The organism is Mycobacterium sp. 852013-50091_SCH5140682 (genome assembly GCF_001665685.1).
Taxonomy (GTDB): Bacteria; Actinomycetota; Actinomycetes; order Mycobacteriales; family Mycobacteriaceae; genus Mycobacterium.
Map to the genome: position 1 here is coordinate 124,526 of NZ_LZTB01000100.1, position 26,147 is coordinate 150,672.

Below are 26,147 nucleotides of genomic sequence, written 5' to 3' on the forward strand. Positions count from 1 at the left end.
TTGCGTTATCACACATCGGCAGCCACGAGGGAAGGGCTCTACCATGCTGATCGTCACCACCAACGACATTCCGGGCTGGGAAATTCAGCGGGTCTGCGGCGAGGTCTTCGGGCTGACAGTGCGGTCTCGAAACGCCTTCTCGCAGATGGGCGCCGGGTTCAAGAGCATGTTCGGCGGCGAGCTGCAGGGCATGACCAAGAACCTCGCGGAGAGTCGCAACGAGGCGATGAGCCGGCTGATGAACGAGGCTCGCGCGCGGGGCGGCAACGCGATCGTCGCGATGCGCTTCGACACCACCGAGCTCGGCGACACCTGGACCGAGATCTGCGCCTACGGCACCGCCGTGCAGGCGGTGCCCGTCACCGACGCGGCCAAGTACACCGCGCAGCAACTCGGGTATGGCGGCTGACACGGGGGATTCACAGGTTTACGATGCACCTGTAAAGACGGACGAAGGAATCTGGTGAGAATCCAGAACGGTCGCGCCACTGTAAACAGTCAGACCCTGAGCCCGTCACAGCTGCCACTGGGACGCGAACTCCCAGAAAGGACACCCAGATGACTTCTCCCGAGGCACGTAAGAGCCACGCGCCTGCGCTCGACCTCTCGGCAACCAAAGCTGTGCTGTGGCTCAGCCTCACGGCGTTCCTGGCGCTCGTCGTGCTGTACTTCGTCGGCGTCGACCAGGGGGCTACCTCGGTGTTCGGCGACAACATGTACATCCACGAGTTCGTCCACGACGCCCGGCACCTGCTCGGCTTCCCCTGCCACTGATTCTCCGGCGGCACAATCCAAGATGGAAAAACACATAATCGGGCGCGGCGTTCTCGCCGGCGCCCTTGCCGGGGTGCTCGCGTTCGTCTGGGCCAAGGTCTTCCTTGAGCCGATCATCGGCCGGGCCATCGAGTTCGAGGAACGCCAGTCGGCGGCGCATGAGGCGATGGAAGCCGCGGCAGGCCACGGCCACAGCCACGGTGAGGGCGTCGAACTGTTCACCCGCGGCGTGCAGTCCAACATCGGTATGGGGTTCGGGGTACTGGCCTTCGCGGTCGCGATGGGGGCGCTGTACGCCGTGGTGTTCTGCGTGGCCTACAACCGCGTCAGCGGTCTGTCTGTGCGCGCGTTGTCGGCATTGATCGCAGGCGCGATGTTGATCGCCCTGTGGGTGGTGCCTGCCCTCAAGTACGCGCCAAACCCTCCGGCGACCAGCTTGGAGGAGACCATCAGCCAGCGCGGGCTGCTCTACCTGCTGATGGTGGGATTGTCGGCGCTGCTGATGGTCTCCGCGGTGTATCTGGGTAGTCAGCTGGCACCCAAGCTCGGTGTCTGGAATGCGGCCCTGGCCGCAGCCGCGGCGTACATCGTCGCGGTCGGCGTGGTGATGCTGGTCCTGCCGGCCATCCACGAGACGCCGTCCGGCTTCCCGCCCGAAGACCTCTACGAGTTCAGGCTGTATTCGCTGGGCACACAGGTGGTCATCTGGGTGACGATCGGTTTGGTGTTCGGCGTGCTCGCCTCCCGGCTGCTCGAGGGCAGGCGCACGCAGCAGGACCGTCTGACCGCGTGAGTGAAGTCGTCCGGCTGTCGCTGGTGTCGCATGCCATGACCGATGCGGTGGCAGCCGGGCGATTCCCCATCGACGAACCACTGAATTCCCTGGGTCACCGTCAGGTCGATGCGGCGATCGAGCTCGGCCCGGTGGACCAGTCCTACTGCGGCCCGGAGAAGCGGGTGCGGCAGACCGCTGAGTTGCTCGGCCTGCGCGCCGAGGTCGAGCCCCTGCTGGCCGATCTGGATTGCGGGCTGTGGCGAGGCGATGTGCTCTCCGGAGTGCGCCCCGCCGACCTGGCCATCTGGTTGACCGATCCGGGCAAGGCGCCGCATGGCGGTGAATCCGTCGTGGAGCTGATCGCCCGGGTGCGGCGGTGGATGGACACGGTGACCGCCAAGCGGGGCAGGCTCGTGGCCGTCACGCATCCGGCGGTGGTCCGCGCCGCCGTCCTGATCGCGTTGGATGCGCCGCCGAAATCGTTCTGGCGCATCGACATTGCGCCGGTGAGCCGCACGGTGCTGCACTTCCGCGGCCACGCCTGGACGCTGCGCAGCAACTGAGCTAACCGATGGGCGCCATCGCGAAGGCCCGCTTGGCGATCGACCACAGCCAGCCGGCGGCCGTTTGGCTGCGGAACTGCTGCCAGTTCAGCTGGAAGCTCACCACCCATGGTTGCCCGGTGTGGTCGACGGCGTACCAGCTGTAGGTGAGGTCGCCGGGCAGATTGCCACCCTTGGCGCCGACGTAGGTCCACTTCGCCGGGTCGAGGTCGATGCCGGGTAGCGCGGACAGGATCTGTTTGACGGGGGCCGCCTCGCCGACGGCCGAGGCCTGCAACGCGGCGTGCACGCGGCAGATGTCCTCGGCGCTGGCGAACCATTCCAGGCCGTCGTTGGACGCCGGAGTGTGGGTGCGCATCGGATCCGGTTCGTAGGGGCGGGAATTGGTCTGCTGCAATAGCTGGACGCGGTCCTTCGGAGAGGCCTGCTTCCACTGCTCGCGCAGGTTCGGCTCACCCCAGCCGACCGAGAACACCTCGTGCATGGTCGGGAACGGTGTCATGCTGGCCGGGTCGTGGTGGCCGCCGGTGACCAGGGCGCGTTCCACCGCGCCGGTCCCCACCCGCCCGATCAACAGGTCGGTGGCCATGTTGTCGCTCGCCGAGATCATCTGCTGGGCAGCGGTCCGCACGGTGATCTGGGCGCCCGGGGGCATCTTGTCCAGCCCTGCCGATCCGAGTTTCTTGCCCTCTTTGGTGATGGTCAGCAGATCGTCCCAGTGCACCGTCCCGGCCTTGATCGCATCGGAGACGGCAAGCAGCACATAGAGTTTGAAGATCGAGGCCAGCGGCAAGGACAGATCGGTGTTGGTCCCTGCCACCTTGACGCACTTGCCGTCGGTCACCTTGGCGACCTGGTAGGAGTAGCGCGCGCCCGATTTGGTCAGCTCGGTGTCGATGTCCGCCCACGAGTTGATCACGGGCGGGACGAGGTTGACGTCGAATCGGTCGACCAGCCCGGCGTCGTTGGTGCGCAGCTCGATGTCCTGCGCGACGTTGTATGACGTCAACACGTGCAGCGTGGCCTGGCCTGCGCCGATGTCCACCGAGGACACCCGGAACGGGCGGTCCCACCAGATCCGGTCCATCTTGGTGCCGACGTCGTCGACCTTGTCCGGGCTGGCCAGTGTGCGCACTCCGACCGGGCCGATGGGCCAGTCGGAGTTCAGCATGTCCATGGTCTGCTTGGCCCGCAGACCAGGCGGGGTGTTGGTGTCGATGTGGGCGCCGTAGGAGATCTCGGCCGCCGGTGCGGCGCCCTGCGAACAACCGGAAGCCAGGGCAGCCGCGAGCGCGACGACAGCCGTCAGGCTTATCGTCCGCCGTACCACCCCGCTCCGGCTATGCCGAAGCGCCGGGCCCCGCAACGTCCAACACAACCTCGAACTCCAGCAGCGACGCCCCGGTTGCCACGGGGTTCTTGTGTTCACCCTTGTGTGCCTCGACGGCCGGGCCCTGTGCCCACGCCTGGAATGCCTCTTCGGTTTCCCACTGCGTCACGACGAAGTAGCGGTCCTCACCCTTGACCGGACGCAGCAGCTGGAAGCCCAGGAACCCCGGCTGGTTGTCGACGGCGTGTGCACGGTGCGCGAACCGCTTCTCCAGTTCCGGGCCTGCGTTGGGCGGGACCTCGATGGCGTTGATTTTCACGACGGGCATGAGAATCAGGCTACCGCGACCGCGCGGCAAGATAACGGCATGGTCACAGAACTCCTCGCCCACCACGGTGGTCACGGTGCGCCCATCGTGCTGGTGCACGGGCTGATGGGCCGCGGCAGCACGTGGACCCGTCAACTTCCGTGGCTGACCGAGTTGGGCGCGGTGTACACCTACGACGCGCCATGGCATCGCGGCCGCGATGTGCCCGACCCGTTCCCGATCAGCACCGAGCGGTTCGTCGCGGATCTGGCCGACGCGGTCGTGGAATTGGGGGAGCCGGCGCGACTGGTCGGTCATTCGATGGGTGGGCTGCATTCGTGGTGTCTGGCCGCGGCCAGGCCGGAGCTGGTGACGTCGGTTGTCGTCGAGGACATGGCGCCGGATTTTCTCGGGCGCACCACCGGGCCGTGGGAGCCGTGGGTACATGCGTTGCCGGTGGAGTTCGGCTCGGCGCAGGAGGTGTACCAGGAATTCGGCCCGGTGGCCGGCCGGTACTTCCTGGAGGCGTTCGACCGCACCGCCACCGGGTGGCGATTGCACGGCCGGCCGCAGTGGTGGCTCGACATCGCCGCCGAGTGGGGGACGAGGGAGTACTGGCAGCAGTGGCGCGCGGTACGCGTACCGACGCTGCTGATCGAGGCGGGGACTTCGGTGGCCCCTCCGGGGCAGATGCGGAAGATGGCCGAGATCGGTTACCGGACAACGTATTTGCATGTTCCTGAGGCGGGCCACCTGATTCATGACGAGCAGCCGCAGGTGTACCGCGACGCCGTCGAGAAGTTTCTAGCGTCGCTCACCTAGGGCTCCGGCGGTCGGCCAGGCCGGACTCTGCTCGAAGCGGGTGCGCACGGCATCGAGATCGTGCTCGGCCCGGTTCGCGTCGTAGTCCGCCAGCCAACCCGCGAGTGGCGCATAGGTGCGGAACTGGTCCAGGTGGATCCGCAGGATGCCGCTGCGGTGCGCTGCCCAGCTCAGGGCTGCAGCGACCAGGAACGGCGAGGCCATGATCAGGAGAGCGAGTGCATAGGTCATGGCAGTAATTCTTGTTAAGCCAATATCCAGCCAACAAGTGGCCGCACTGACACCTTTCGGTAAGATACTGCCATGATCAGAAGCGTCTCCGCGCTGGTGCTCGACGGCCTCGCGGTTTTCGAGTTCGGGGTGATCTGCGAGGTTTTCGGGATCGATCGCTCGGCCGACGGGGTGCCCAACTTCGACTTCAAGGTGTGCGGCCCCGAGCCGGGCAAGCCGGTGCGCACCTCGATCGGTGCCACGCTGACACCCGACCACGGTCTCGATGCCCTCATCGGGGCGGATCTGGTCGCGATCCCGGCGATCGCGGGTAGCGACTACCTGCCCGAAGCGCTGGCTGCGGTGCGCACCGCAGCGGACGCCGGATCGATCATCCTGACGGTGTGCTCGGGGGCCTTCCTGGCAGGCGCGGCCGGGTTGCTCGACGGACGGCCGTGCACCACGCACTGGATGCATGCCGACGAGCTGGCGCGCATGTATCCGACCGCACGTGTCGACCGCAACGTGTTGTTCGTCGACGACGGCAACCTGATCACCAGCGCGGGCACCGCAGCCGGTATCGACGCCTGCCTGCATCTGGTGCGGCGTGAACTCGGCAGCGAGGTGACCAACAAGATCGCCCGCCGGATGGTGGTCCCGCCGCAGCGCGACGGCGGGCAGCGCCAGTTCATCGACCAGCCGATCCCGGTGCGATGTTCGGATGGCTTTGCCCCGCACCTGGATTGGATCATCGGCAACCTGGACAAGCCGCATACCGTCGGCACCCTGGCCAAGCGGGCGGCGATGTCTACGCGGACCTTCGCGCGGCGCTTCGTCGAGGAGACCGGCACGACGCCCATGCAGTGGATCACCGATCAGCGGGTGCTGTACGCGCGCCGCTTGCTCGAGGAGACCGACCTCGACATCGACTGGATCGCCGGGCAGGCCGGATTCGGCACCGCGACCCTGCTACGGCATCACTTCCGCCGCGTCATCGGGGTGACGCCATCGGACTACCGGCGCAGGTTCGCTTGCGGCGCAGGAGGATCCGTATGCGACGACGGCGAAGCCGTCGCCACGGCCTAACCGTCGGGCTGGCACGACACGTTCACGTACACGGTGGTGTGCTGCGACGGGTCGATGCGGTGTCCGGAGTCGTCGATGTTGGAGTCGGCCAGGCCGTGCACACCCGTCACCTTGCACAACGAAAGGCTGGTGTTCGCATTGGAATTGACCTGGACGTGGTAGCCGCGACCCTGTAAATCGCGCACGGTGTCCTCGGCCGATCCGGTGCCGCTGGGTGCGGCCGCCGCGGGGGCAGCCAGGCCCAGCGCGAGAGCTGTTGTGGTACAGAGCAGTAGCGTCAGCTTCGTCATGACTCCGTTGTATGTGCCGAAGCGGCGTCACGGTGTCCTGCGACGGGTATTCAGGCCATCCTCATGTATTTTCGCCCTCGCCGGCCAGTGCGAACCGGCCGTCGGGGGTCTGTTCCACCAGGCCGTCGACCAGCAGTGAGTCCAGCGCTCGGTCGCGCTGCGCGGTATCGCTGAGCCAGGCCACGTCGAGTTGTGCCCTGGTGACGGGAAAACTGTTGGTGCGCAGGACATCCAGGAGCTTGCCGCGGGCCTGACGGTCGGTGCCCGCGTAGCGCTGCACCTTGCGGGCCGGGCCGGTCGGCGCCGGGTAACCAGCCGTGCGCCACAGGCACGAACTCAGCGGACAGATGCCACACCGCGGGTTGCGCGAGGTGCACACCGTCGCGCCGAGTTCCATCAGCGCGGCCGAGAACACCGGTGCCGCATCGGAGTCCGGCAGCAGCGCGGACACGTCCTGCAGATCGCGCACGCTGGCAGGCGAATCGGCGCGGCCGTGCACCGCGCGCGCCACCACCCGGCGCACGTTGGTGTCCACGACGGGCACCCTGGCGGCATATGCGAAACATGCGACCGCCCGCGCGGTGTACGCCCCGACACCCGGCAGCGTCAGCAGCGTGTCGACGTCGGCGGGCACCACATCGCCGTGCTCGGCGGCGATCGTGACGGCGCATTCGTGCAGGCGCTTGGCCCGGCGCGGATAGCCGAGCTTGCCCCACGCCCGCAGCACCTCGCCGACCCCGGCCGCCGCGGTCGCCGACGGCGTTGGCCACCGCGCGATCCAGTCCAGCCAGATCGGCTCGACCCGGGACACCGGCGTCTGCTGCAGCATGAACTCGCTGACCAGGATCTGCCAGGCGGTGACGCCGGGCCTGCGCCACGGCAGGTCGCGGTGGAATTCCCGGTACCACCCGGTGAGCTCGTCGGAATCGATGCTCATCAGGGCGTCATGCGTCCATGGCGATAGGCTGATCGCCATGCCCAATTCGAATCCTGTGTCGGCGTGGAAGGCACTCAAGGACGGTAACGCGCGCTTCGTCGCGGGCGAGCCGCAGCATCCGAGCCAGGACATCGCTCGGCGCGCCAGTCTCACCCACGCCCAGAGGCCGACCGCGGTGGTGTTCGGGTGCGGTGACAGTCGCGTCGCCGCCGAGATTCTGTTCGATCAGGGCTTGGGCGATATGTTCGTCGTCCGCACCGCCGGCCATGTGATCGACAACGCGGTGCTCGGCTCCATCGAGTACGCCGTCTCCATCCTTGGCGTGCCGCTGATCGTGGTGCTGGGGCATGACAGCTGCGGCGCAGTCCAGGCCGCCATCAATGCGCTCGACGACGGCCAGGTGCCCGGCGGGTTCGTGCGCGACATCGTCGAGCGGGTGACGCCGTCGATCCTCATGGGCCGCCATGCCGGGCTCGAGCGCGTCGACGAATTCGAGGCGCATCACGTCAAAGAGACGGTGACGCAGCTGCAGATGCGCTCCGCGGCCATCGCCCAGGGCATCGCGGCGGGCACCCAGGCCATCGTCGGCGCGACCTATCACCTGACCGACGGCCGGGTCGAGTTGCGGCATCACGTGGGCGATATCGGTCACGCCTGACGGCGACACGCCGGGCCGCCTCGGGCAACTGGGGATGACCTGGGCTTACCGTGAAGGTCGTGTTGGATCTGGAACCACGGGGCCCCCTGCCTGCGGAGATTTACCGGCGGCGCCGAGCGCTGGCGATCGGGATCGGGGTGGTCGTCGTCGCGGTGGTCGTCGCGATCATCGTGGCCGTCGTGAGCAACAGCTCAGGCGCCGAATCCAAGTCCGCCCAACAGTCGACTCCCTCCCCGACTGCGGCCGCGCCGACTCCGCTGCCGGGCGAGAACCCCGAGGTCAAAACCCCGGTGGTGCCCCCGGCGCAGCATGCTCCGCCGCCGACGGCAACCCCGACCGCGGCGGTGACGCCGCCGCCGGTGCTCAAGGAGGGTGACGACTGCCCGGATTCGACACTGGCCGTCAAGGGCATCACGAGCCAGCCGCAGTACGTCGTCGGTGATCAGCCGAAGTTCACCATGGTCGTCACCAACATCGGCCTGGTGGCCTGCAAGCGTGACGTCGGCGCAGCCGTGCTGGCCGCCTACGTCTACTCGTTGGACAACACTCGGCTTTGGTCCAACCTGGACTGCGCGCCGTCCAACGAAACACTGGTCAAGACCTTCAACCCGGGCGAGCAGGTGACCACCGAGGTGACCTGGACCGGGATGAGCTCAGCACCCCAGTGCCCGCTGCCTCGGCAACCGATCGGGCCCGGTACCTACAACCTGATGGTCCAACTGGGCAACCTGAGATCTGCGCCGGTGCCGTTCATCCTCGCGCCCGCGCAGCAGGCACCGCCGCCGGCCGAGGGCGCCCCGCCTGCGGCACCCGCGCCTGCCCCCGCGCCCGGCAACTGAGCCGGTCAGGCCAACCGGTCGGCGATCGTCGACTCGGCCAGCAGGGAGAGCCCTTCCCTGATGTGCCGGGCCCACATGGACCCGATGCCTTCGACCGACTGCAGATCGTCGGCGCTGGCGGCCAAGAGCCCCTGTAGGGAGCCGAACGAGCGGACCAGCAGGTCGACATGGGCGAACTGCAACCGTGGGATGCCTGCCATGGCCCGGTATCCCCGTGAACTCATCGCCGAGTCCTGCGCCTCGGCAGTCGTCGGATAGCCGAAGACCCGCGCGAGCGCGGTGAAGTCCAGCAGCTCGTTGTCGGTGAGGGCATCCAGATCTTCGAGGGTGGCGCTGACCTGTGCCGCGGTCGGCGGGTCGGGGTTGGCGTGATAGTCCCGCACGATCAGTTCGCGGGCCGTTTCGTTGTCCCCGACGAGTTCGTCGAGCTGCAGTTTGAGCTGGCGGCCGTCGGTGCCGAGTTCGACGACGTCGGCGTCGATCTCCAGGCTGATCCGGCGCACCATTTCGAGACGCTGCACCACTGTCATGACGTCGCGCAATGTCACGAAGTCCTCGATCTCGGCGGTCGAGAGCTGCTTGCTCACCTCGTCGAGCCTGCCCTTGTAGCGCTCCAGGGTGGCGACGGTCTGGTTGGCCCGCGACAGGATGGTCGCCGAGTCGGGGACGACGTGCCGTTCCCCGGCCACGTAGACCGTCACGATGCTCATCGAGTGGCTCACCGACACCACGGGGTAGCCCGTCTGGACCGCGGTGCGCTCGGCTGAGCGGTGCCGCGTGCCGGATTCGTCGGTGGGGATCGACGGATCCGGCACCAACTGCACGTTGGCCCGCAGGATGTGGCTGGCGTCGCTGGAGAGCACGACCGCGCCGTCCATCTTGGACAGCTCACGCAGCCGGGTCGGCGCGTAGCGGATGTCGAGCTCGAAACCGCCGTCGCAGATGGCCTCGACGCTCTCGTCGTAACCGAGCACGATCAGCGCGCCCGTCTTGCCGCGCAGGATGCGTTCCAGCCCGTCGCGCAGCGGGGTCCCGGGCGCCAGCCGGCCCAAGGTCTCGCGCAGCGTCGGGCGGGCCAGGTGCACCACGTTGCGGCCGGCTCTGCCACCGGTCTTAACGGCCATCGGTCCTCCTAGGATCGGCCGTTATTCTCCGCGATCTCCCGGACCGCCCGCAACGCGGTTGCGATGTTGTCCGACGCGATGACCCGCATCCCGGCCGGGGTGTCGGTGATCCCGGCAGGCACCACCGCGGTGTTGAAGCCCAGCCGGGCGGCCTCGGCCAGCCGCCGTTCCAGCCCGCTGACCCGGCGCAGGTCACCGGCCAGCCCCACCTCGCCGATGGCGACGGCGTCCATCGGCAACGGCAACTGGTGGCAGGACGACATGATGGCCATCGCGACCGCGAGATCCGCCGACGGGTCGGTGAGCCGCATACCGCCGACGGTCGCCACATACAGGTCGCTGCGCGCCAGAGGCAGGCCGCTGTGCCGTTCCAGCACTGCGCTGATCATGGCGGCGCGCGCCGAATCGATGCCGCTGACGGTCCGTCGGGCCGGCGCATCTGTCGGGTTCCACAGCGCCTGCACCTCACCGATCATCGGGCGCTTGCCGTCCAGCGTGACGGTCACGGCGGTTCCGGCGACCGCGGCCGTGCGCTGGTCGAGGAACAACCCGGACGGGTCGCTGACGCATTCAATTCCGTTGTCGTGCATCAGAAAACAGCCGACCTCGTCGGCGGGGCCGAACCGGTTCTTGACGCCGCGCACCATCCGCAGCGACGACGCGCGGTCGCCCTCGAAGTGCAGCACCACGTCGACCAGATGCTCAAGTGACCGCGGGCCGGCGATGGCGCCGTCCTTGGTGACATGGCCGACCAGGATCAACGCCACCGAATGGCCCTGTGCGGTGGATTTCGCGTAGCCGGTCAGCGCCGTGGTCACCGCCCGCACCTGTGTCACGCCACCGGTCACGCCGTCCGCCTCGGTGGTGGACATGGTCTGCACCGAGTCGACGATCACGAGGCTGGGCCGCACCTGGTCGATGTGGCCCAGCGCGATCTGCAGATCGGACTCGGATGCCAGGTACATCTCGTCGTGGGTGCAGCCGGTGCGCTCGGCCCGCAGCCGGATCTGTCCGGCGGATTCCTCGCCGGACACATAGAGCACCCGGCGGCCTTCGTGGGCCCAGCGATTGGCGACTTCGAGCAGCAGCGTGGATTTACCGACACCGGGATCACCGGCCAGCAGTGTCACCGAACCCGCCACCAGGCCACCGCCGAGCACCCGGTCGAGCTCACTGACCCCGGTGGGGCAGTGCCGTGTCGCGCCAGGGTCGATGGCGGTGATCGGAACGGCGGGGGACGCCGGCGCTACCGACCGGCGGGCCGCGCCGCCGATCGCGGACAGCGTGGCCACCTCGTCAACGGTGCCCCAAGTGCCGCAGTTCGCACAGCGTCCCACCCATTTCGGGGTGACATGCGCGCATTCCGAGCACCGGTATTGCGAACGTGCTTTCGAACCGGCCACGCCGTGACCCTAGCGGCTGTCACCGACATCCAGCGGGACCAGCGCGGCGAAAACCTAGTGGTGTTCGCCTGATTCGCCGGATCCACCCGCGGCCTGGTCCGAGTCGCCGGTCTTGTCGCGGCGCGGTGCGTCGCCTGCCGAGATCGGAACGGCCACAGTGGTCTGGCCGTTCTCGAAGTTGAACGTGAAGTTGTACAGCAGGCCGTTGGTGATCTGCTTGGTCAACGTCACCTTCGCGGCGACGGCGTCGGCAGACTCGACCTTCTCCAGCGGCGCGATCTGCCCGTCGGGTTCGCCGACCACCAGCACGCCGTTGGCGGGCACCGTGGTGTCGCCGGTCAGTGTCACGTCACCGATGTCGGAGGTGATCGACTTCAGCTTGTTGTTCTCGTCGGCCGAGGTGTTCGCGGCGACGAACAGCAACTCGGCGGGAGACCCCGGCTGCACATAGTCGGAATCCTGCGGGGCCCGCAAGTGGACGTTACGCAGCGAGACCGGTCCGGCCTGCGCGTTGACGCCGTTGACGGCGGGCTCCTGAGTGGACGTCTGGGAGACCTGCCCGGCGCCACATCCGGTGAGTGCGACTGCGGCGGCCAGGCCGCACGCGGCCATACCGACCGAGGCGCGCAATGTGAAGCGGTTCACTCAAGCCTCCTGAATTGGGTCGCCCTACTTCGACTATGCAGAGTAGTAGGTCGCGGTTGCGTGTGGAACGGCGAGGGTTGAGATCGGCCGAATCAGGTGTGGCAGCGGGTGTTTGGTTGCACGATTTCGTCACCCTGTCAACCCCTACTCTTCACCTGCGGTGCCCCTGACCTGCACTGTTGATCGGCGTGTGATCAAGGCCCGTGTTAGGATAGGGGGGCGAAAGGGGCTCGAATCAGATGATTTTTAAGGTCGGAGACACCGTTGTCTATCCACACCACGGTGCTGCGTTGATCGAGGCGATCGAAACCCGAACCATCAAAGGCGAGCAGAAAGAATATCTCGTCCTGAAGGTCGCCCAGGGGGACCTGACCGTTCGAGTACCTGCAGAAAATGCCGAGTACGTCGGCGTGCGTGACGTAGTCGGGCAGGAAGGCCTTGACAAGGTGTTCCAGGTGCTGCGTGCGCCGCACACCGAGGAGCCGACCAACTGGTCGCGCCGCTACAAGGCCAATCTGGAGAAGCTTGCTTCGGGGGATGTCAACAAGGTTGCCGAGGTCGTCCGCGACCTGTGGCGCCGGGATCAGGAACGCGGCCTGTCCGCGGGCGAGAAGCGGATGCTGGCCAAGGCCCGGCAGATCCTGGTCGGCGAACTCGCGTTGGCGGAGAACACCGACGACGCCAAGGCCGAGACCATGCTCGACGAGGTTCTGGCCGCCGCGTCCTGACGCGTAGTGACAACGGTAGCCGTCGTCCCGGCCGCCGGCTCGGGTGAGCGGCTGGGTGCGGGTAGGCCGAAAGCCTTCGTCAAATTGGCCGGTAGGCCGTTGCTGGAACATGCTCTCGACGGTTTGCGCGCGTCGGGCGTCATCGACGCTGTCGTGGTCGCGGTGCCGCCCGGGCTGACCGACGAGGCCAAGCTGATCTTCGGTGGTGCCGCCGAGATCGTGGCGGGCGGTGCCGACCGTACCGAGTCGGTCCGGCTGGCCCTGCAGGCCGTCGGTGACGCCGAATTCGTGTTGGTGCACGACGCGGCAAGGGCGCTGACTCCCGCCGCGCTCATCGTCCGTGTCGTCAAGGCTCTCGAGGCTGGGCACAGTGCCGTGGTCCCGGGCCTTCCGCTGGCCGACACGATCAAGGCGGTCGACGCCAACGGCGTGGTGCTCGGGACACCGGAACGGGCCGGGCTGCGGGCCGTTCAAACACCCCAGGGCTTCCGTGTCGACGTGCTGCGGCGCGCGTATCAGCGCGAGCCTGGGTCCGATTCGCTCGTCGTGTCCGCGGTGGCCGGTTTCACCGACGACGCCTCGCTCGTCGAGCAGAGCGGTACGCCGGTACAGGTCGTCGACGGCGACCCGATGGCATTCAAGATCACCACTCCCATGGATTTGTTGCTGGCTGAGGCCGTGCTGGCGCGCGGCGGATCGGGCGCCTCGTGACGATTCCGCGGATCGGTTTGGGCACCGATGTCCATCCCGTCGAGTCCGGGCGGCCCTGCTGGCTGCTGGGGCTGCTTTTCGACGGCGCCGACGGCTGCGCCGGGCATTCCGACGGTGACGTCGCGGCCCACGCGTTGTGTGACGCGCTGCTCAGCGCGGCGGGTCTCGGCGACATCGGCGGCGTTTTCGGTACCGACCAGCCACAGTGGCGCGGCGTCAGCGGCGCCGACATGCTTCGGCACGTTCGCGGTTTGCTGGCCGACGCCGGCTTCACGGTGGGCAATGCGGCCGTCCAGGTGATCGGCAACCGGCCCAAGATCGGGCCCCGCCGCGACGAGGCTCAGCGGCTGCTGGGGGAGCTGGTGGGGGCGCCGGTGTCGGTTTCGGCGACAACCACGGACGGTCTCGGACTGACCGGCCGCGGCGAGGGTTTGGCGGCCATAGCCACCGCGTTGGTGGTAAAGGCCGAATAGCCCGGTAAGCTGGCCCGTCGTGACCGAACTGCGGCTGTACGACACCATGGCTGGTGCCGTACGTGATTTCGTGCCGTTGCGCCCCGGGCACGCGTCCATCTACCTGTGCGGTGCCACGGTGCAGGGCCTGCCCCACATCGGGCACGTCCGCAGCGGCGTCGCCTTCGATGTGCTGCGTCGCTGGCTGACCGCGAAAGGCTACGACGTCGCGTTCATCCGCAACGTCACCGACATCGACGACAAAATCCTCAACAAGGCTGCCGACGCAGGCCGGCCGTGGTGGGAATGGGCCGCGACCTTCGAGCGGGCGTTCGCCGCCGCCTACGACGCGCTGGGGGTGCTCCCGCCGTCGGCCGAGCCGCGGGCCACCGGACACATCACGCAGATGGTCGAGCTCATCGAGCGGTTGGTCGACAAGGGTCATGCCTATGCCGCCGACGGCGACGTGTACTTCGACGTGCTGAGCCTGCCGGACTACGGCAAGCTGTCCGGTCACCGCATCGACGACGTCCATCAGGGCGAGGGGGTCGCTACCGGCAAGCGCGATCAGCGTGACTTCACGTTGTGGAAGGGCGCCAAACCCGGTGAGCCGTCCTGGCCGACACCGTTCGGGCGGGGCCGCCCCGGCTGGCACACCGAGTGTGTCGCGATGTGCGAGTCCTATCTCGGCGCCGAGTTCGACATCCACGCGGGCGGTATGGATCTGGTGTTCCCGCACCATGAGAACGAGATCGCGCAGGCCAACGCTGCAGGCGACGGTTTCGCGCGGTACTGGCTGCACAACGGCTGGGTCACCATGGGCGGCGAGAAGATGAGCAAGTCGCTCGGCAACGTCCTGTCGATTCCCGCTGTGCTGCAACGGGTTCGGGCTGCCGAGCTGCGCTACTACCTGGGCAGTGCGCACTACCGGTCCATGCTCGAGTTCTCCGAGACCGCTCTGCAGGACGCGGTCAAGGCCTACAGCGGCATCGAGGATTTCCTGCATCGCGTGCACAACCGGGTCGGCGAGGTGACCGTCGGCGAGTGGACGCCGAAATTCGCGGCCGCGCTCGACGACGACCTTTCGGTGCCGATCGCGCTCGCCGAGGTGCACGCCGCGCGTGCTGAGGGCAACCGCGCGCTGGACACCGGGGATCACGATGGCGCGATGGCGCAGGCTCGGTCCATCCGGGCGATGACGGGAATCCTCGGTTGCGATCCGCTCGACGAGCGGTGGGAGTCGCGCGACGAGACGTCGGCTGCGCTGGCCGCCGTGGATGTACTGGTGCAGTGGGCTTTGACGAGCCGGACCGAAGCGCGCGAACGGCGGGACTGGGCCGCCGCCGACGCGATCCGGGACCGGTTGAAGGAGGCCGGTATCGAGGTCACCGATACCGCCGACGGACCGCAATGGTCCTTGTTGAATGGGACGAAGTAATGGCTGGGCGAGCGAAGCGACGGGGAATGTAGTGGCTGGGCGAGCGAAGCGACGGGGAATGTAGTGGCCGGCAATTCACAGCGGCGCGGGGCCATCCGCAAGGCAGGCACCAAGAAGGGCCCGACCGTCGGGTCCGGCGGCGTACGCAGGCGCGGCCTCGAGGGCCGTGGCGCGACGCCGCCCGCCCACATGCGGCCCAACCATCCGGCTGCCAAGAAGGCCGCGAAGGTGGCCCGCCAGCAGCAGGGCAGGCACAAGAAGACCGACGACACCGAACTGGTGCTCGGCCGCAACCCGGTTGTGGAATGCCTGCGCGCGAAGGTCCCTGCCACCGCGCTGTTCATCGCGCTGGGCACCGAGGCCGACGAGCGGCTCACCGAGTCGGTGCAGATCGCCGCCGACCGTGGTATCTCGATCCTCGAGGTGCCGCGCACCGACCTGGACCGGATGAGTTCCAATGGGCTGCACCAGGGTTTGGCCCTGCAGGTCCCGCCGTACAACTATGCCCATCCCGACGATCTGTTGGCGACGGCGAAGAACGAGGGTTCGCCCGCACTGCTGGTGGCGCTGGACAACATCTCCGACCCGCGTAACCTCGGTGCGATCGTGCGGTCGGTGTCCGCATTCGGCGGCCACGGTGTGGTGATCCCGCAGCGGCGCTCGGCGTCGGTGACGGCGGTCGCCTGGCGTACCAGCGCCGGTGCGGCGGCTCGGCTGAAGGTGGCCCGGGCCACGAATCTCACTCGTACGCTGACCAGTTGGGCCGATGCCGGTCTGCAGGTGGTCGGCCTGGACGCCGGTGGGGACACCACGCTGGACCAGTTGGACGGCTCCGGACCGATGGTCGTGGTGGTGGGCTCCGAAGGCAAGGGCCTGTCGCGGTTGGTGCGGGAGACCTGTGATGCGGTGGTGTCGATCCCGATGGCGGGGCCGACGGAATCGCTGAACGCATCGGTGGCCGCCGGTGTGGTGCTGGCCGAGATCGCCCGCCAGCGCCGCGGCTGATCCCCTCAGCCCCTGCGGGGCTTGCGCAGGCTGAACCGGTCCACCGGGGTCATCGTGCCAAGCGGACCCGTTATTGCGAAATACGTTGCTTCTATTGATGTTTCGCCGCCAGGCTGACCCGGGTCGACGTCGAACATGACGAACCCGTACGGGTTGTCGCGGTCGCGGAACGCCGACCATGCCGCGGGCTCGTCGACATAGCGTGGTGTCCGTTTCTTGAGTACGGGGTCCACCCCGTCGACGCCCATGAGCACCTGGCAGCGGGGTTCGTCGAAGAGCATCCGGTTGGACGGTATCGAGGTTCCACCCCCGCCGATCACCAGATGCACTGTGCCGTGCTCGGTTACGGCCGGGGTCAGGGTGTCGGTCGGCAGGGTGCCGTGGATGGGATGCGTGCGCTCGTAGTGGTGTTCGTGCCCGCACACCACCAGGTCGACGCCGTAGCGGTCGAACAGCGGCAGCCAGTTCTGCCGGATACCCAGATCGGCGCCGTTGGTCTTGTGGCCGGTCGACACGGCGGTCTGGTGCATGCAGACCACCACCCAGTCGATGGCAGGGTGGGTGCTTGTGCGTTCCAATTCGCTTTCGAGCCAACGTCTCTGGGCCCCACCCGAGTAGCCGTGCACGTAGGAGTTGCCGCCGTCCTGATAGCACACGTCGTCGTTGTTGAGGCTGATCACCCGTACCGCGCCCGCGGTGAATGCGTACCACAGGCCGCGCAGCTCGGTGTCCGAGCCGGAATCGGGCAGCGCGAAATAGGTTTGGTAGGCGCCGAACCCGATCGGGCCGTTGCCCAGCTCGTTCTCGTGATTGCCCGCCGCGGGCATCCACGGCCGGTGCCGCGCCGAGCGGGAGTTGTTGTCGAACCAGTCCGACCAGGTGCGGATGCGGTTGCCGGACAGGTTGGCGTAGCACAGGTCACCGTTGACGAGGTTGAACAGCGGCGCGGTCTGCTCGACGGCGGCGGTGATGTCGCCCGCAGCGGGCGAGCCGCGGTTGTCGCTGCCGAACGCGTTGGCCACCATCGCATCCAGCGTCGGGGTGGACTGATCGCCGAAGCTTGTGAAGCGCAACGCCGCTCGTCCCCGTGGCGCGGTGTGCACGCTACCCAGTTCGGGACTGGCGCCGTCGTGAACGGCGGCGTACACGTAGTCGGTGTCGGGCAGCAACCCGGTCAACCGGGCGTGGTGCACCCGGACTTCGGTGCCGGACTGCGCGTCTCGGTAGGTGACGGTGTCGGCGGCAACGGTGTCCCCGAGGCCGCCCGCGGGTGTGCCGAACGTGACCCGAGGATTGTTCACCGCGCCGGTCGTGTGCCATGACACCGCCACCTCGGTCGCGGCGTCGGCGCCGAACTGCAGGTGCACCCCGGAAACCGGCGGTGCACCGCTGCGGTCCGTGCGTGGCCACAGGTCGGGGCCGGTGGCCTTCGGCCGCAGCAGTTCGGTGGCCGCGCCTCCGGCCCCTGCGCCAAGGAGCGCGGTGGTGCCACCGACCAGCAGGAGTTTGCGGCGGCTGACGCCAACGTTGTCGCTCACCCCTGCCGTGCTACCGGGTCAACGCGAACAGCGCCAGACGCGCAGGTGAACGGTGTCGCTCAGAGCCCGAAGACGCGAAGCCCGGCCCACAGGCCGAGCACTGCGGCCACGAGCGTCAGCGGCACGGTCCACAAGCCGACCCGGCTGAACTCACTGAACCGGGCGGTCAGACCATATTGATGAACCACGTTGCGCCACAGCAGGTTCGACAGGGATCCGACGTAGCTCAGGTTGGGCCCGACGTTGACGCCGATCAACACGGCCAGCACCGCGGCAGGCCCCGATGCCGCCACCAGCGGCAGCAGCACCAGCACGGCAGGCAGATTGTTGACCAGGTTCGCCAGTATCGCGGCCGCCACGGCAAAGCCGAGCAGCGCCGGAAGCGAGTCGCCGACGGGCAGCAGCCCGCGCATGACATCGCCGAGACCGTTATGGACGACGGCGTCGACCACAACACCCAGGCACAGCACGAACGCGAGGAACGGCACGTTGATCGCCCGCACGATGCCACCGACCGTGCTGCGTCGCTGGGCCAGGCTGCGCACACCGAGCACGAGCGCCCCGGCCAGCGCGGCCCAGGCCGGGGAAAGGTCGAACAACGAGGTGACCACGAAACCCGCCAACGTCAAACCCAGCACCACGAGCACGAACACCGGAACTTCGGGTGGCGGGGGCGTCACCTCGGCGGCCGGACGACTCAGCTCGCGACGGAAAAGCAACCGCAAGACGACGTATTCGACCGCGACGGCGGCCAGCCACGGCAGCGCCATCACCGCGCTGAACTGGGTGAAGGACAGTCCGGCTACTGCGAAGGCCAGCAGGTTGGTCAGGTTGGACACCGGGAACACCAGCGACGCGGTGTTGGCCAGGTGCGCTGTGGCGTAGGCGTGCGGCCGCGGCGTGATGTCCAGCGTGCGGGCCGTGGTCAGCACCACCGGGGTGAGCAGCACGACGGTCGCGTCGAGGCTCAGCACGGCTGTGGTGGTGGCGCCGATGAGGAACACGCGGGTGAGCAGTCGGCGCGGGTCACCTGTGCTCGCCCGGGCCATGAGGGTGCCCGCGGCGTGGAACAGGCCTTCGTCGTCGCACAGGTGTGCCAGCACCAGCACTGCGGCCAGAAACCCGACCACGGGCAGCAGCCGGTTCACTTCGGCCAGTGCGTCGTGCGGCGAGATGACGCCGACGGCGATCAGCAGTCCGGCGGCCGGGACCGCCACGACAGCCTCGGGCCAGCCTTCCGGCTTTGCGAGCGCGAACACCAGCACGACGGCCAGCAGCAGCAGTGCTAGGCCCACGGGTCTGCAGGTTCCCACAGGGTGGGCAGGTGCAGGCTGACGCCGTCAGCGGCGGCCAGCTGAGTCAGTACCCGCATCGAGACATCCAGGTCATCACCCGCATATGGCAATGCCCGCAACGGTTTGTGCAGGGGCCGGAAGAAATCGTCCCAGTGGATGAGCACCACCCGGCGGGCGCCGACGGCCTGCACGGTCTCGGCCCAATAGTCGAGCAGATACCGCTTGGGTTGCAGCCCGAGTTGCCCGATGCCGAGGTACACGACGTCGGCGCGTTGCCCGGCAAGCGCCCCGGGTATGGCGCCGGCGCTGCCGACAATCAGCATCCGGCGATCGGTGGCGCGGTGGTGCAGCAGGGTCGACCAGGCCTCCCCGCACTTGTAGGCCGATGCCTTCACCGGTGGTACGACCGGCTCAGTGATGGTGCCGGGGAATCGGTCGGGTGGGCAGTGCTCGGAAGTGAACAGGGTGACGTCGAACGCGCCGAGCGGCAGCGGCAGGCCCGGGGTGGCGATGACGATCCGGTCGGAGGCCAGCCCGTGCCCGTGGCCGATCTGCGCCGCGGAGGATCCCCCGACCAGCGCGGCCCCGGTGCGATCGGCCACCACCGCGGAGTCCATGGCGTGGTCGAAATGGGTGTGCACGGGCAGCACGGCATCGAGCCGGTCGATACCGAGCCGGGCCAGGCAGCCGTCGATGCGCGGCAGGGATGGTTCGAGCCGGCCAAGGCCGACGGTCAACAGCGGCGGCCGGGAGAAGAACCCGTCGGTCAGCACGGCCGATGAACCGTCGTGGACCAGCAGCGTCGTCACCCCGGCCCAGATGACCCGCACTGGCGACTGCGGCGTGGCCGGTGGGACATCGAAAAACCGCGCGTAATCGGCGAGGTCGGGCCTGCCGGGCTTGAGCCGCATGGTCCCACCCTATGGGGCGGGCTATCCGTAGCGGCGGCGGAACTTCTCCAGCTGGCCTGCCGAATCGATGTGGCGTTGCGAGCCGGTCCAGAAGGGATGCGAGTCCGAGCTGACGTCGACCACGATCAGCGGGTAGGTCTGGGTGCCCTGCGCCGTGGTCCACTCGACGGTCCGCTCACTGGTGGCGGTGGACCGCGTCAAGAACCGCGTGCCGGTCGCGGCGTCTTGAAAGACCACCGGGTGGTAGTCGGGGTGGATATCGGCTTTCATCGCGCTTCTCCTTCGTCGTGTCCGGGTCGGACGGTTTCCTCGGTGGGCGGCTGGCACGGCTCCTCGTGCCAGTCGCCGAACGGGTCGGGGTAGTCGGCCCAGTCCTCGGGCCGGGTGAGTTCGGCGTCGGTGAGCAGGGCACCGCGCAGGGCGTCGAGGATGTCCTCGGGTGCCGCGCCGCACACCAGCACCGCCAGGGAGATGTGTCGGTCCCCGAACAGCTGGTCCCACACCACGGCGGCCAGTGCCCGGCGCTGCGGGTCGACGTAGGAGCGTTCGCTGGAATCCATTGCCGCCAGCCATTTTCCGGCGTTGCTGAACCGCAGCCCGCCGCCCGCGGATTCGATGTACATGACCTCGCCCGGGCGGTTGGCCAGCCACGCGCGGCCGCGGGTGCGCACCACGCCGTCGAGCAGCAGGTCCAGCGCGGCGTGCAGGCGTACGGGGTGGAAGGGGCGTCGCGCGGTGAATTCGACGATGCCGACTTGGCCGTCGCGGTCCAGCGGCGGTTCGCCGGAGAGCAGTGGGTCGTGCGGGGCGATGGCCCGACCGCGCCGGCTGTCCGGTTCCAGGTGGGCGAGCGCCAGTTCGATGCGTTCGGGTCCGACGGTGATGCGGGCCCGGGGAGTGAGCCTGCGCAGCACGGCCAGTGTCGTCGCTTCGGGTTCGGTGAGCACCAGCACGTCGGCGAATTCGGCCTGGCCGACGACGACCTGGGCGGCGGTGCGCCCGTCGTCGAGCTCGTCTTCGCCGACGGCCTGCTGCAGCCAGACCGCGGCGTCGAGACATGTGACGACGCCGTCGATGTGGACGTCGCGGGCCGCCGGTCCGTCGATGTAGCCGGGGCCGACGTGCACGCGGATGTTCTCGATCGCCCAGCACACCGGTTCGGGTTCCAGCCAGGCCATCAACTGCACCACGATGCGTCGGACGTCGCCGCGCCGGTGCAGGCGGCGCAGCAGCACCAGCAGATCGTCGCGCACCGTGCAGGTGACGCAGCCGTGTGCGAGTTCGAGGGCCCAGTCCGATGCTCCGGTGTGGGTGCTGACCTGGCGCAGCACCACGTGTCCGTCGAAGGTGTGCCGGACCACCACGGTGCCGGGACTGCGGCTCAGTTCCGCGACGACGTCATCGGTGCCGCCCTGACCGGCGACGAGTACCACGGGGGTTCGCATGGAGCTCCTGATTCGCAATTGAAAACGATTGTCATTATGCTTAAGCCAGGTTACCCCACGATCGAGGAGGCTCATGTCGGCCCACTGCCAAGTCACCGGGCGCTCACCCGGCTTCGGCAACACCGTGTCGCACTCGCACCGCCGCAGTCGCAGGCGGTGGAACCCGAACATCCAGAACAAGACCTACTACCTGCCATCTGAGGGCCGCCGGATCCGCCTGCGGGTCAGTGCCAAGGGCATCAAGGTGATCGACCGCGACGGCATCGAAGCGGTAGTGGCCCAGCTCCGCAGCCGTGGCGAGAAAATCTGATGGCCCGCACCGATATTCGGCCGATCGTGAAGCTGAGGTCCACCGCGGGTACCGGCTACACCTACGTCACCCGCAAGAACCGCCGCAACGACCCCGACCGGATCGTCCTGCGCAAGTACGACCCGGTGATCCGCAGGCACGTCGACTTCCGGGAGGAGCGCTGATGGCCAAGGCGTCCAAGATCGTGAAGAACGAGCAGCGCCGAAAGCTGGTGGAGCGCTACGCCGAACGCCGGGCTGAGCTCAAGGAGATCATCCGCGATCCGGCCAGCTCGCGTGACGCGCGGGCCGCCGCGGTCTCCGCGCTGCAACGCCTGCCTCGCGACTCCAGCCCGGTGCGGCTGCGCAACCGCGACGCGGTCGACGGCAGGCCGCGCGGGCATCTGCGCAAGTTCGGCCTGTCCCGGGTACGGGTCCGAGAATTGGCGCACCGTGGCGAGTTGCCCGGCGTACGGAAGTCGAGCTGGTGATGGCCGCAAAGTCCGGAAAGAACACGAAAAAGCGGGCTCCGGCAACGGATCTCAAGAAGCCCAAGCGCAATCAGTTGCAGGCGCTCGGCGTCACCCGCGTCGACTACAAAGATGTCCAGCTCCTGCGCACCTTCATCAGCGAACGTGGCAAGATCCGGTCGCGCCGCGTGACGGGCCTGACGCCACAGCAGCAGCGGCAGGTTGCGGCGGCGATCAAGAACGCGCGCGAGATGGCGCTGTTGCCTGCGGCGGGCCCACGCTGATGTGACACCATCGAGCGCGATGGACATATCCGCGGCGCTGGCCGAATCGCAATCGTACGGTGGATTTTTCGCGATCACCGTGGGCGGCGATGCCGACGGCTGGCTCCCGGTCCGGCAGTGCTACGACGACGGATGCGCTGACCTGATCGACAAGGCCGCGGCGGGATATGGCACGACGGAGCTGCGGATCGCGGCGTCGATGATCCAGTTCAGCCACGCCTCACGGCTCTGGTCGCCGGTGCTGGCGTGCGTGGCGGGCGCCGCCGTCGTGCCGGATCTGGCTGGGCTGCAACGATTTCACTCCGGCACGGCGCTGCGACTGCCGGTCCCGGACGGGCGATCTGTCGGCGACGGCGAGGCGCTGGCCGAGCTGCTCTACGGCATGGTCGTCGAAGAGCATCTGGACCGGCTGGCCGCGGGTCTTCAGGTCAAAGTCGCGGCAGGCCTGCTCTACGGCAACGCCGCCGCGGCACTGGTCGGGGCGGCACGTGCGCTGGTCGGTGTCCGTCCCGACGTGCGGCAGCCGGTGACAGCGCTCACCCACGCGCTGCTGAGCACCGGGGGGCTGGCCGGGACGATGACGGGGCCGCGGCTGCGGCGTCGGAGCTGCTGTCTGTTCTACCGCGTGCCGGGCGGTTCCTACTGTGGTGATTGCGCCCTGGGTCAGTAGGCGTACTGGTGTGGCGGCGGATCCGTGCGCGCCGCGGTACGTACGGTCAGGTTGGGGATGGTCCGCCGCCCCGAATCGCTCTGTCCCGCAGGCACACTGCCTTCAACGGTGATCCAGGTGTTCTCCGGGTAGCCCGCAAGGTCGGCGGCGGCGGGTCCGGTGAGACCGATGCGGGCCAACTGCGCATCCGCCGCGCAGCAGATGATGACGATGCGGGCCAGGTAGGTGTGCTCGCCGTCGTGCATGGTGAAGCCGGTGATTTTGATGGTGCGGTTGTCGAGTGTGCCCGCGGTGTCCTGGGCGATGCGGATCAGCACGTCCGGCAGTGAGAGCTCCGGGGTTCCGCCGGGCAGCGGCGGGAAAGCTCGCTTGAGCACATCGGTGGACACCGGGGTGACCGACGCCGCGTCGGGCCGGATCGCGGGCGGTACCACGAAGGCCAGCAAGGCGATCGGGATGAGCAGCAGCCAGGCCGTGCCGCGCACGTGGGCGTGTTCGTGTTCGTGTTCGTCGGTCGGGCCGTGCCGGATGTCGCGCACGATCGCTGCCAGGGCCAGCACGATGAGCAGCACAGCCGTGGCGACGAGGTACGGCAACAGGGTGGGCTTGACGTAACGCGTGAAGGTGCCGGTGGCGACGATGATGGCGGTGCTGACCCCGATCAGCAGCAACAGGGCGTTTTCGGTTTCGCGGCTCATTGCGGCCCCAGCACCAGCAGTCCGACGCCGGTCGCGACCAGGGTGGCCACCACGAACGTCGCGGGCGCGAAACGGACCGCGAACGGCCGGCCGAACATTCCGGCCTGCATCGCAAACAACTTGAGGTCGACCGCGGGCCCGACCACCAGGAACACCAGCCGGGGCAACAACGGCAGCATGGTCAGGCTGGCCGCGACGAAGGCGTCCGCTTCCGAACACAACGCCAGCACCACCGCGAGCAACGCCATGGTGATGATGCCCAGCGCCAGTTGCCCGGCCAGGTGCTCGTACACCCAGGCCGGGACCAGTACGTGCAGCGCACCCGCGGCCGCCGCGCCGATGACCAGATAGGCACATGCGGTCAGGAAGTCGTGGCGTGCCGCCTCGACGAACACCGCCCACTTCGAGTCGCCGTCGTGGTGAGTCCTGGGCAGGCGCTTGGTGATCCACTCCGGCTTGCCGAACCGCGACCACACCGCACCCATGACCAGCGCCGTCAGCAGCGAGGCCGCGCAGCGCGCGACCACCATGTCGGGGTGGCCGGGGAACGCGACGGCCGTCGCGACCAGCACAACCGGGTTGATCGCAGGAGCGGCCAACATGAACGTCAACGCGGCCGCTCCTGCGGCGCCGTCGCTGAACAGTCTGCGCGCCACCGGGACAGACCCGCATTCACAGCCGGGCAGCGCGGCGCCACCCACACCGGCGGCCAGGATCGCCACACTGGTGCGCCGGGGGAGCCACCTCGCCAGCCGGTCGGGTGTGACGAAAACCGCGATGAGCCCGCTGATCACGACACCGAGCGCAAGGAAGGGCAGGGCCTGCACGAACACGCCGCAGAACACCGTCGCGGCCGTCGCCACCTTCGGGGTGCGTTCGACGAAATCTCGTGCCGGGCCGCCCAGGAGAGCCAGTGCGATGATGCCGATGACGAGGATGGGCATGGACCCCAAGCGCTTTCGCGTCGTCACCGACTTCACAGCCACGGCGGCCATCATGCCAGCTCTGGCTGGTGGTCAGCTGAACGCACTGAGTTCCACTCCCGCGCCCGTCAACCGGTCTCGCACAGCGTGGGCGATCTGCACGGCACCCGGTGAATCGCCGTGTACACAAACGGATTCCACGGTGACGGGGATGGTCGACCCGTCGATTGCCCGCACTTGGCCTGCGGTGACCATGCTCAGTACCCGCTCGGCGATCGCCGCCGGATCGTGCAGCACCGCGCCGGGTTCGCGACGTGACACCAGCGTGCCGTCGGGCTGGTAGGCCCGATCGGCGAAGGCCTCGGCGACGGTCCGCAGTCCCAGTTGTCCCGACGCCGTGAAGAACGCCGACCCGGACAGACCGAGCACCGGCAGCGCGGGATCGACGGCGTGCACGGCAGCCGCGACTGCCGCCGCCTGATCGGTGTGGTGCACGATCGTGTTGTACAGCGCGCCATGGGGTTTGACGTAGCTCACCGTGGTACCTGCTGCGTGCGCGATGGCCTGTAACGCACCGATCTGATAGATCACGTCGGCCGTCAGGTCCTCGGGTGTGACGTCGATGAACCGTCTGCCGAACCCGGCCAGGTCGCGGTAGCCGACCTGCGCTCCGACGCGCACGCCGGCATCGGCGGCCGCGCGGCACGCTCGCAGCAGCAGTGCCGGATCCCCGGCGTGGAAGCCGCAGGCCAGGTTGGCGCTCGTGACGACCGCGAGCATGGCTTCGTCGTCGCCGAGCTGCCACACCGCAAAGCCCTCGCCCAGATCGGCGTTGAGGTCGACGGTCGGGCTCACGGCTTCAGCCTAGAGCGAGGTCTCGGTGAGCCAGCTGTTCTCCGAGACGAATTCCGGCAGCGGGCGGCCCGTCGTCCAGTGCTCGATCTCCAGCATCGGCCGGTCCGGGAAGTCCGGCACGGGTCCGAGACACAGGATGGCGATCGGTTCGGCTTCGGCGGGCATGCCGAGTAATCGAGCCAGCGGCGTCGGCTCGAAGATCGACACCCAGCCCATGCCGAGCCCTTCGGCGCGCGCGGCCAACCACATGTTCTGGATGGCGCATGACACCGAGGCCAGGTCCATGTGCGGCATGGTGCGTCGGCCGAACACGTGCCGCTCGCGGTCGTCGGCCAGCGCGATCACGAACAGCTCGGCGCAGTCCAGGATGCCTTCGACCTTCAGTGCGAGGAACTCGGCTGCGCGGGGCCCGAGCGCGTCGGCGGTGCGTATGCGCTCCTCGTCGACCAGCGCGTGGATCTTGCGTCGCAGCGCGGTCTCGGTGATGCGGATGAACCGCCATGGCTGCATGAGGCCGACGCTGGGTGCGGCGTGCGCGGCCTGCAGCAGCCTGGCGAGGACGTCGTCGGTCACCGAACTGTCCGGCACGAACCGGCGCATGTCGCGGCGCTCGGTGATGGCGCGGTAGACGGCCTTTCGTTCGGGCGGGCTGAAGGCATGCTCGGGCACGCAT

General features: G+C 68.2%; 35 protein-coding genes and 1 riboswitch. Of the genes, 18 read left to right on the plus strand and 17 right to left on the minus strand.

The features are described 5' to 3' along the window. Positions 1–43: 43 nt before the first annotated feature. From A5784_RS25385 to A5784_RS25400, 4 genes are all read left to right on the plus strand, one after another. Entirely contained in the window at positions 44–409 is a 366-nt protein-coding gene (locus A5784_RS25385; protein ID WP_064947628.1) for a YbjQ family protein, read from the plus strand. Next, a riboswitch (cobalamin riboswitch) is annotated at positions 408–603 on the plus strand. Its footprint overlaps the gene before it by 2 nt. Next, complete coding sequence (locus A5784_RS25390; protein ID WP_029369362.1) at positions 559–774, plus strand: CbtB domain-containing protein; 216 nt, start codon at positions 559–561, stop codon at positions 772–774. (Overlaps the previous riboswitch by 45 nt.) Positions 775–796: 22 nt before the next feature. After that, positions 797–1,567 (plus strand): CbtA family protein, encoded by a 771-nt coding sequence (locus tag A5784_RS25395; protein WP_064947629.1) that lies wholly within the window; start codon positions 797–799, stop codon positions 1,565–1,567. Next, the gene (locus A5784_RS25400) at positions 1,564–2,112 is read left to right on the plus strand and encodes a histidine phosphatase family protein (RefSeq protein WP_064947630.1); all 549 of its coding nucleotides are present in this window, start codon (positions 1,564–1,566) and stop codon (positions 2,110–2,112) included. The genes A5784_RS25395 and A5784_RS25400 overlap by 4 nt, the downstream gene beginning before the upstream one ends. A gap of 1 nt (position 2,113) precedes the next feature. Here the strand turns inward: A5784_RS25400 and A5784_RS25405 are convergent, their stop codons facing one another. Continuing rightward, a complete protein-coding gene (locus A5784_RS25405) occupies positions 2,114–3,478 on the minus strand; it encodes a serine hydrolase (protein ID WP_197514869.1) in 1,365 nt (454 codons plus the stop codon). Continuing rightward, complete coding sequence (gene mhuD / locus A5784_RS25410) at positions 3,453–3,770, minus strand: mycobilin-forming heme oxygenase MhuD (RefSeq protein WP_064947631.1); 318 nt, start codon at positions 3,768–3,770, stop codon at positions 3,453–3,455. The genes A5784_RS25405 and mhuD overlap by 26 nt, the downstream gene beginning before the upstream one ends. Before the next feature lie 39 nt (positions 3,771–3,809). Between mhuD and A5784_RS25415 the strand changes: the two genes are divergently transcribed. Beyond that, positions 3,810–4,571 (plus strand): alpha/beta fold hydrolase, encoded by a 762-nt coding sequence (locus A5784_RS25415; protein WP_064947632.1) that lies wholly within the window; start codon positions 3,810–3,812, stop codon positions 4,569–4,571. On the opposite strand, the gene A5784_RS25420 is transcribed toward A5784_RS25415, so the two are convergent. Then, positions 4,554–4,802, minus strand: coding sequence for a hypothetical protein (locus tag A5784_RS25420; protein WP_064947633.1), 249 nt, complete (start codon positions 4,800–4,802; stop codon positions 4,554–4,556). The genes A5784_RS25415 and A5784_RS25420 overlap by 18 nt on opposite strands. Before the next feature lie 72 nt (positions 4,803–4,874). Between A5784_RS25420 and A5784_RS25425 the strand changes: the two genes are divergently transcribed. Then, positions 4,875–5,867, plus strand: coding sequence for a GlxA family transcriptional regulator (locus tag A5784_RS25425; RefSeq protein ID WP_064947634.1), 993 nt, complete (start codon positions 4,875–4,877; stop codon positions 5,865–5,867). On the opposite strand, the gene A5784_RS25430 is transcribed toward A5784_RS25425, so the two are convergent. Together A5784_RS25430 and A5784_RS25435 are read right to left on the minus strand one after the other, a co-directional pair. Continuing rightward, the gene (locus A5784_RS25430) at positions 5,864–6,157 is read right to left on the minus strand and encodes a hypothetical protein (protein ID WP_064947635.1); all 294 of its coding nucleotides are present in this window, start codon (positions 6,155–6,157) and stop codon (positions 5,864–5,866) included. The two genes, A5784_RS25425 and A5784_RS25430, sit on opposite strands and share 4 nt — an antisense overlap. A 61-nt stretch (positions 6,158–6,218) precedes the next feature. Further along, entirely contained in the window at positions 6,219–7,094 is an 876-nt protein-coding gene (locus tag A5784_RS25435; RefSeq protein ID WP_156750765.1) for an iron-sulfur binding domain-containing protein, read from the minus strand. Positions 7,095–7,131: 37 nt separating this feature from the next. On the opposite strand from A5784_RS25435, the gene A5784_RS25440 reads away from it, so the two are divergent. Both A5784_RS25440 and A5784_RS25445 read left to right on the plus strand, forming a co-directional pair. Beyond that, positions 7,132–7,752: a carbonic anhydrase gene (locus A5784_RS25440; protein ID WP_064947637.1), complete on the plus strand. Its 621-nt coding sequence runs from the start codon at positions 7,132–7,134 to the stop codon at positions 7,750–7,752. Between the two features lie 59 nt (positions 7,753–7,811). Further along, positions 7,812–8,591, plus strand: a complete 780-nt coding sequence (locus tag A5784_RS25445; protein WP_197514870.1) for a hypothetical protein — start codon at positions 7,812–7,814, stop codon at positions 8,589–8,591. A gap of 5 nt (positions 8,592–8,596) precedes the next feature. On the opposite strand, the gene disA is transcribed toward A5784_RS25445, so the two are convergent. Genes disA through A5784_RS25460 form a run of 3 tightly spaced genes read right to left on the minus strand, consistent with a single transcriptional unit; the run spans position 8,597 to position 11,763 of the window. After that, positions 8,597–9,676 carry a DNA integrity scanning diadenylate cyclase DisA gene (gene disA / locus A5784_RS25450; RefSeq protein ID WP_197514877.1) on the minus strand — a complete coding sequence of 360 codons (1,080 nt, stop codon included), beginning with the start codon at positions 9,674–9,676 and terminating at the stop codon, positions 8,597–8,599. Positions 9,677–9,723: 47 nt separating this feature from the next. Continuing rightward, a complete protein-coding gene (gene radA / locus A5784_RS25455) occupies positions 9,724–11,118 on the minus strand; it encodes a DNA repair protein RadA (protein WP_064947640.1) in 1,395 nt (464 codons plus the stop codon). Between the two features lie 54 nt (positions 11,119–11,172). After that, on the minus strand, positions 11,173–11,763 hold the full coding sequence (locus tag A5784_RS25460) for a copper chaperone PCu(A)C domain-containing protein (protein ID WP_064947641.1): 591 nt from the start codon (positions 11,761–11,763) through the stop codon (positions 11,173–11,175). A 239-nt stretch (positions 11,764–12,002) separates the two neighbouring features. Here A5784_RS25460 and carD point away from each other — a divergent pair, with 239 nt between their 5' ends. The 5 genes from carD to rlmB all read left to right on the plus strand — a co-directional run bounded on the left by carD (position 12,003) and on the right by rlmB (position 16,097). Further along, on the plus strand, positions 12,003–12,491 hold the full coding sequence (gene carD / locus A5784_RS25465; RefSeq protein WP_029369378.1) for an RNA polymerase-binding transcription factor CarD: 489 nt from the start codon (positions 12,003–12,005) through the stop codon (positions 12,489–12,491). A gap of 6 nt (positions 12,492–12,497) precedes the next feature. After that, positions 12,498–13,202 carry a 2-C-methyl-D-erythritol 4-phosphate cytidylyltransferase gene (gene ispD, locus A5784_RS25470; protein ID WP_064947642.1) on the plus strand — a complete coding sequence of 235 codons (705 nt, stop codon included), beginning with the start codon at positions 12,498–12,500 and terminating at the stop codon, positions 13,200–13,202. Further along, the gene (gene ispF / locus A5784_RS25475; protein WP_064947643.1) at positions 13,199–13,675 is read left to right on the plus strand and encodes a 2-C-methyl-D-erythritol 2,4-cyclodiphosphate synthase; all 477 of its coding nucleotides are present in this window, start codon (positions 13,199–13,201) and stop codon (positions 13,673–13,675) included. Before ispD ends, ispF begins: the two co-directional genes overlap by 4 nt. Positions 13,676–13,694: 19 nt before the next feature. After that, positions 13,695–15,092: a cysteine--tRNA ligase gene (gene cysS / locus A5784_RS25480; protein WP_064947644.1), complete on the plus strand. Its 1,398-nt coding sequence runs from the start codon at positions 13,695–13,697 to the stop codon at positions 15,090–15,092. 63 nt (positions 15,093–15,155) lie between these two features. Further along, entirely contained in the window at positions 15,156–16,097 is a 942-nt protein-coding gene (gene rlmB, locus A5784_RS25485; protein ID WP_064947645.1) for a 23S rRNA (guanosine(2251)-2'-O)-methyltransferase RlmB, read from the plus strand. A 5-nt stretch (positions 16,098–16,102) separates the two neighbouring features. Here the strand turns inward: rlmB and A5784_RS25490 are convergent, their stop codons facing one another. The 5 genes from A5784_RS25490 to mrf are packed head-to-tail and all read right to left on the minus strand — an operon-like array spanning position 16,103 to position 21,286. Next, positions 16,103–17,635, minus strand: a complete 1,533-nt coding sequence (locus A5784_RS25490) for a purple acid phosphatase family protein (protein WP_064947646.1) — start codon at positions 17,633–17,635, stop codon at positions 16,103–16,105. Positions 17,636–17,694: 59 nt separating this feature from the next. Beyond that, entirely contained in the window at positions 17,695–18,930 is a 1,236-nt protein-coding gene (locus A5784_RS25495; protein WP_064947647.1) for an SLC13 family permease, read from the minus strand. After that, positions 18,921–19,841, minus strand: coding sequence for an MBL fold metallo-hydrolase (locus A5784_RS25500; RefSeq protein ID WP_064947648.1), 921 nt, complete (start codon positions 19,839–19,841; stop codon positions 18,921–18,923). The genes A5784_RS25495 and A5784_RS25500 overlap by 10 nt, the downstream gene beginning before the upstream one ends. 21 nt (positions 19,842–19,862) lie before the next feature. Beyond that, positions 19,863–20,111: a type B 50S ribosomal protein L31 gene (locus A5784_RS25505; protein WP_064947649.1), complete on the minus strand. Its 249-nt coding sequence runs from the start codon at positions 20,109–20,111 to the stop codon at positions 19,863–19,865. Then, positions 20,108–21,286, minus strand: a complete 1,179-nt coding sequence (mrf, locus tag A5784_RS25510; protein WP_064947650.1) for a ribosome hibernation factor-recruiting GTPase MRF — start codon at positions 21,284–21,286, stop codon at positions 20,108–20,110. The genes A5784_RS25505 and mrf overlap by 4 nt, the downstream gene beginning before the upstream one ends. 73 nt (positions 21,287–21,359) lie before the next feature. Here mrf and rpmB point away from each other — a divergent pair, with 73 nt between their 5' ends. From rpmB to A5784_RS25535, 5 genes are read left to right on the plus strand one after another with little or no spacing between them, the layout of a single operon-like run. Next, entirely contained in the window at positions 21,360–21,596 is a 237-nt protein-coding gene (gene rpmB / locus A5784_RS25515) for a 50S ribosomal protein L28 (protein ID WP_064947651.1), read from the plus strand. Next, entirely contained in the window at positions 21,596–21,760 is a 165-nt protein-coding gene (gene rpmG, locus A5784_RS25520) for a 50S ribosomal protein L33 (protein WP_018603652.1), read from the plus strand. The genes rpmB and rpmG overlap by 1 nt, the downstream gene beginning before the upstream one ends. Then, positions 21,760–22,065, plus strand: a complete 306-nt coding sequence (gene rpsN, locus A5784_RS25525) for a 30S ribosomal protein S14 (protein WP_064947652.1) — start codon at positions 21,760–21,762, stop codon at positions 22,063–22,065. Before rpmG ends, rpsN begins: the two co-directional genes overlap by 1 nt. Further along, complete coding sequence (gene rpsR, locus A5784_RS25530) at positions 22,065–22,328, plus strand: 30S ribosomal protein S18 (protein ID WP_064947653.1); 264 nt, start codon at positions 22,065–22,067, stop codon at positions 22,326–22,328. Before rpsN ends, rpsR begins: the two co-directional genes overlap by 1 nt. Positions 22,329–22,347: 19 nt before the next feature. Then, positions 22,348–22,998, plus strand: coding sequence for a (2Fe-2S)-binding protein (locus A5784_RS25535; protein WP_064947654.1), 651 nt, complete (start codon positions 22,348–22,350; stop codon positions 22,996–22,998). On the opposite strand, the gene A5784_RS25540 is transcribed toward A5784_RS25535, so the two are convergent. The 4 genes from A5784_RS25540 to bluB are packed head-to-tail and all read right to left on the minus strand — an operon-like array spanning position 22,992 to position 26,143. Next, positions 22,992–23,696 carry a TIGR03943 family putative permease subunit gene (locus A5784_RS25540; RefSeq protein WP_064947655.1) on the minus strand — a complete coding sequence of 235 codons (705 nt, stop codon included), beginning with the start codon at positions 23,694–23,696 and terminating at the stop codon, positions 22,992–22,994. The two genes, A5784_RS25535 and A5784_RS25540, sit on opposite strands and share 7 nt — an antisense overlap. Further along, complete coding sequence (locus A5784_RS25545; RefSeq protein WP_232006237.1) at positions 23,693–24,691, minus strand: permease; 999 nt, start codon at positions 24,689–24,691, stop codon at positions 23,693–23,695. The genes A5784_RS25540 and A5784_RS25545 overlap by 4 nt, the downstream gene beginning before the upstream one ends. A gap of 21 nt (positions 24,692–24,712) precedes the next feature. Next, complete coding sequence (locus A5784_RS25550; protein WP_064947657.1) at positions 24,713–25,474, minus strand: LamB/YcsF family protein; 762 nt, start codon at positions 25,472–25,474, stop codon at positions 24,713–24,715. A 9-nt stretch (positions 25,475–25,483) separates the two neighbouring features. Then, a complete protein-coding gene (gene bluB / locus A5784_RS25555) occupies positions 25,484–26,143 on the minus strand; it encodes a 5,6-dimethylbenzimidazole synthase (protein WP_064947658.1) in 660 nt (219 codons plus the stop codon). Positions 26,144–26,147: the final 4 nt, after the last annotated feature.

What these genes read in the sequence shown, in the direction of transcription:
- A5784_RS25385 (WP_064947628.1), top strand. Translation starts at nt 44, where the DNA reads ATGCTGATCGTCACCACCAACGACATTCCGGGCTGGGAAATTCAGCGG.
- A5784_RS25390 (WP_029369362.1), top strand. Translation starts at nt 559, where the DNA reads ATGACTTCTCCCGAGGCACGTAAGAGCCACGCGCCTGCGCTCGACCTC.
- A5784_RS25395 (WP_064947629.1), top strand. Translation starts at nt 797, where the DNA reads ATGGAAAAACACATAATCGGGCGCGGCGTTCTCGCCGGCGCCCTTGCC.
- mhuD (WP_064947631.1), bottom strand. Translation starts at nt 3,770, where the DNA reads ATGCCCGTCGTGAAAATCAACGCCATCGAGGTCCCGCCCAACGCAGGC.
- A5784_RS25415 (WP_064947632.1), top strand. Translation starts at nt 3,810, where the DNA reads ATGGTCACAGAACTCCTCGCCCACCACGGTGGTCACGGTGCGCCCATC.
- A5784_RS25420 (WP_064947633.1), bottom strand. Translation starts at nt 4,802, where the DNA reads ATGACCTATGCACTCGCTCTCCTGATCATGGCCTCGCCGTTCCTGGTC.
- A5784_RS25425 (WP_064947634.1), top strand. Translation starts at nt 4,875, where the DNA reads ATGATCAGAAGCGTCTCCGCGCTGGTGCTCGACGGCCTCGCGGTTTTC.
- A5784_RS25430 (WP_064947635.1), bottom strand. Translation starts at nt 6,157, where the DNA reads ATGACGAAGCTGACGCTACTGCTCTGTACCACAACAGCTCTCGCGCTG.
- A5784_RS25435 (WP_156750765.1), bottom strand. Translation starts at nt 7,094, where the DNA reads ATGAGCATCGATTCCGACGAGCTCACCGGGTGGTACCGGGAATTCCAC.
- A5784_RS25440 (WP_064947637.1), top strand. Translation starts at nt 7,132, where the DNA reads ATGCCCAATTCGAATCCTGTGTCGGCGTGGAAGGCACTCAAGGACGGT.
- carD (WP_029369378.1), top strand. Translation starts at nt 12,003, where the DNA reads ATGATTTTTAAGGTCGGAGACACCGTTGTCTATCCACACCACGGTGCT.
- A5784_RS25500 (WP_064947648.1), bottom strand. Translation starts at nt 19,841, where the DNA reads ATGCGGCTCAAGCCCGGCAGGCCCGACCTCGCCGATTACGCGCGGTTT.
- A5784_RS25505 (WP_064947649.1), bottom strand. Translation starts at nt 20,111, where the DNA reads ATGAAAGCCGATATCCACCCCGACTACCACCCGGTGGTCTTTCAAGAC.
- mrf (WP_064947650.1), bottom strand. Translation starts at nt 21,286, where the DNA reads ATGCGAACCCCCGTGGTACTCGTCGCCGGTCAGGGCGGCACCGATGAC.
- rpmB (WP_064947651.1), top strand. Translation starts at nt 21,360, where the DNA reads ATGTCGGCCCACTGCCAAGTCACCGGGCGCTCACCCGGCTTCGGCAAC.
- rpmG (WP_018603652.1), top strand. Translation starts at nt 21,596, where the DNA reads ATGGCCCGCACCGATATTCGGCCGATCGTGAAGCTGAGGTCCACCGCG.
- rpsN (WP_064947652.1), top strand. Translation starts at nt 21,760, where the DNA reads ATGGCCAAGGCGTCCAAGATCGTGAAGAACGAGCAGCGCCGAAAGCTG.
- rpsR (WP_064947653.1), top strand. Translation starts at nt 22,065, where the DNA reads ATGGCCGCAAAGTCCGGAAAGAACACGAAAAAGCGGGCTCCGGCAACG.
- A5784_RS25535 (WP_064947654.1), top strand. Translation starts at nt 22,348, where the DNA reads ATGGACATATCCGCGGCGCTGGCCGAATCGCAATCGTACGGTGGATTT.
- A5784_RS25540 (WP_064947655.1), bottom strand. Translation starts at nt 23,696, where the DNA reads ATGAGCCGCGAAACCGAAAACGCCCTGTTGCTGCTGATCGGGGTCAGC.
- A5784_RS25545 (WP_232006237.1), bottom strand. Translation starts at nt 24,691, where the DNA reads ATGGCCGCCGTGGCTGTGAAGTCGGTGACGACGCGAAAGCGCTTGGGG.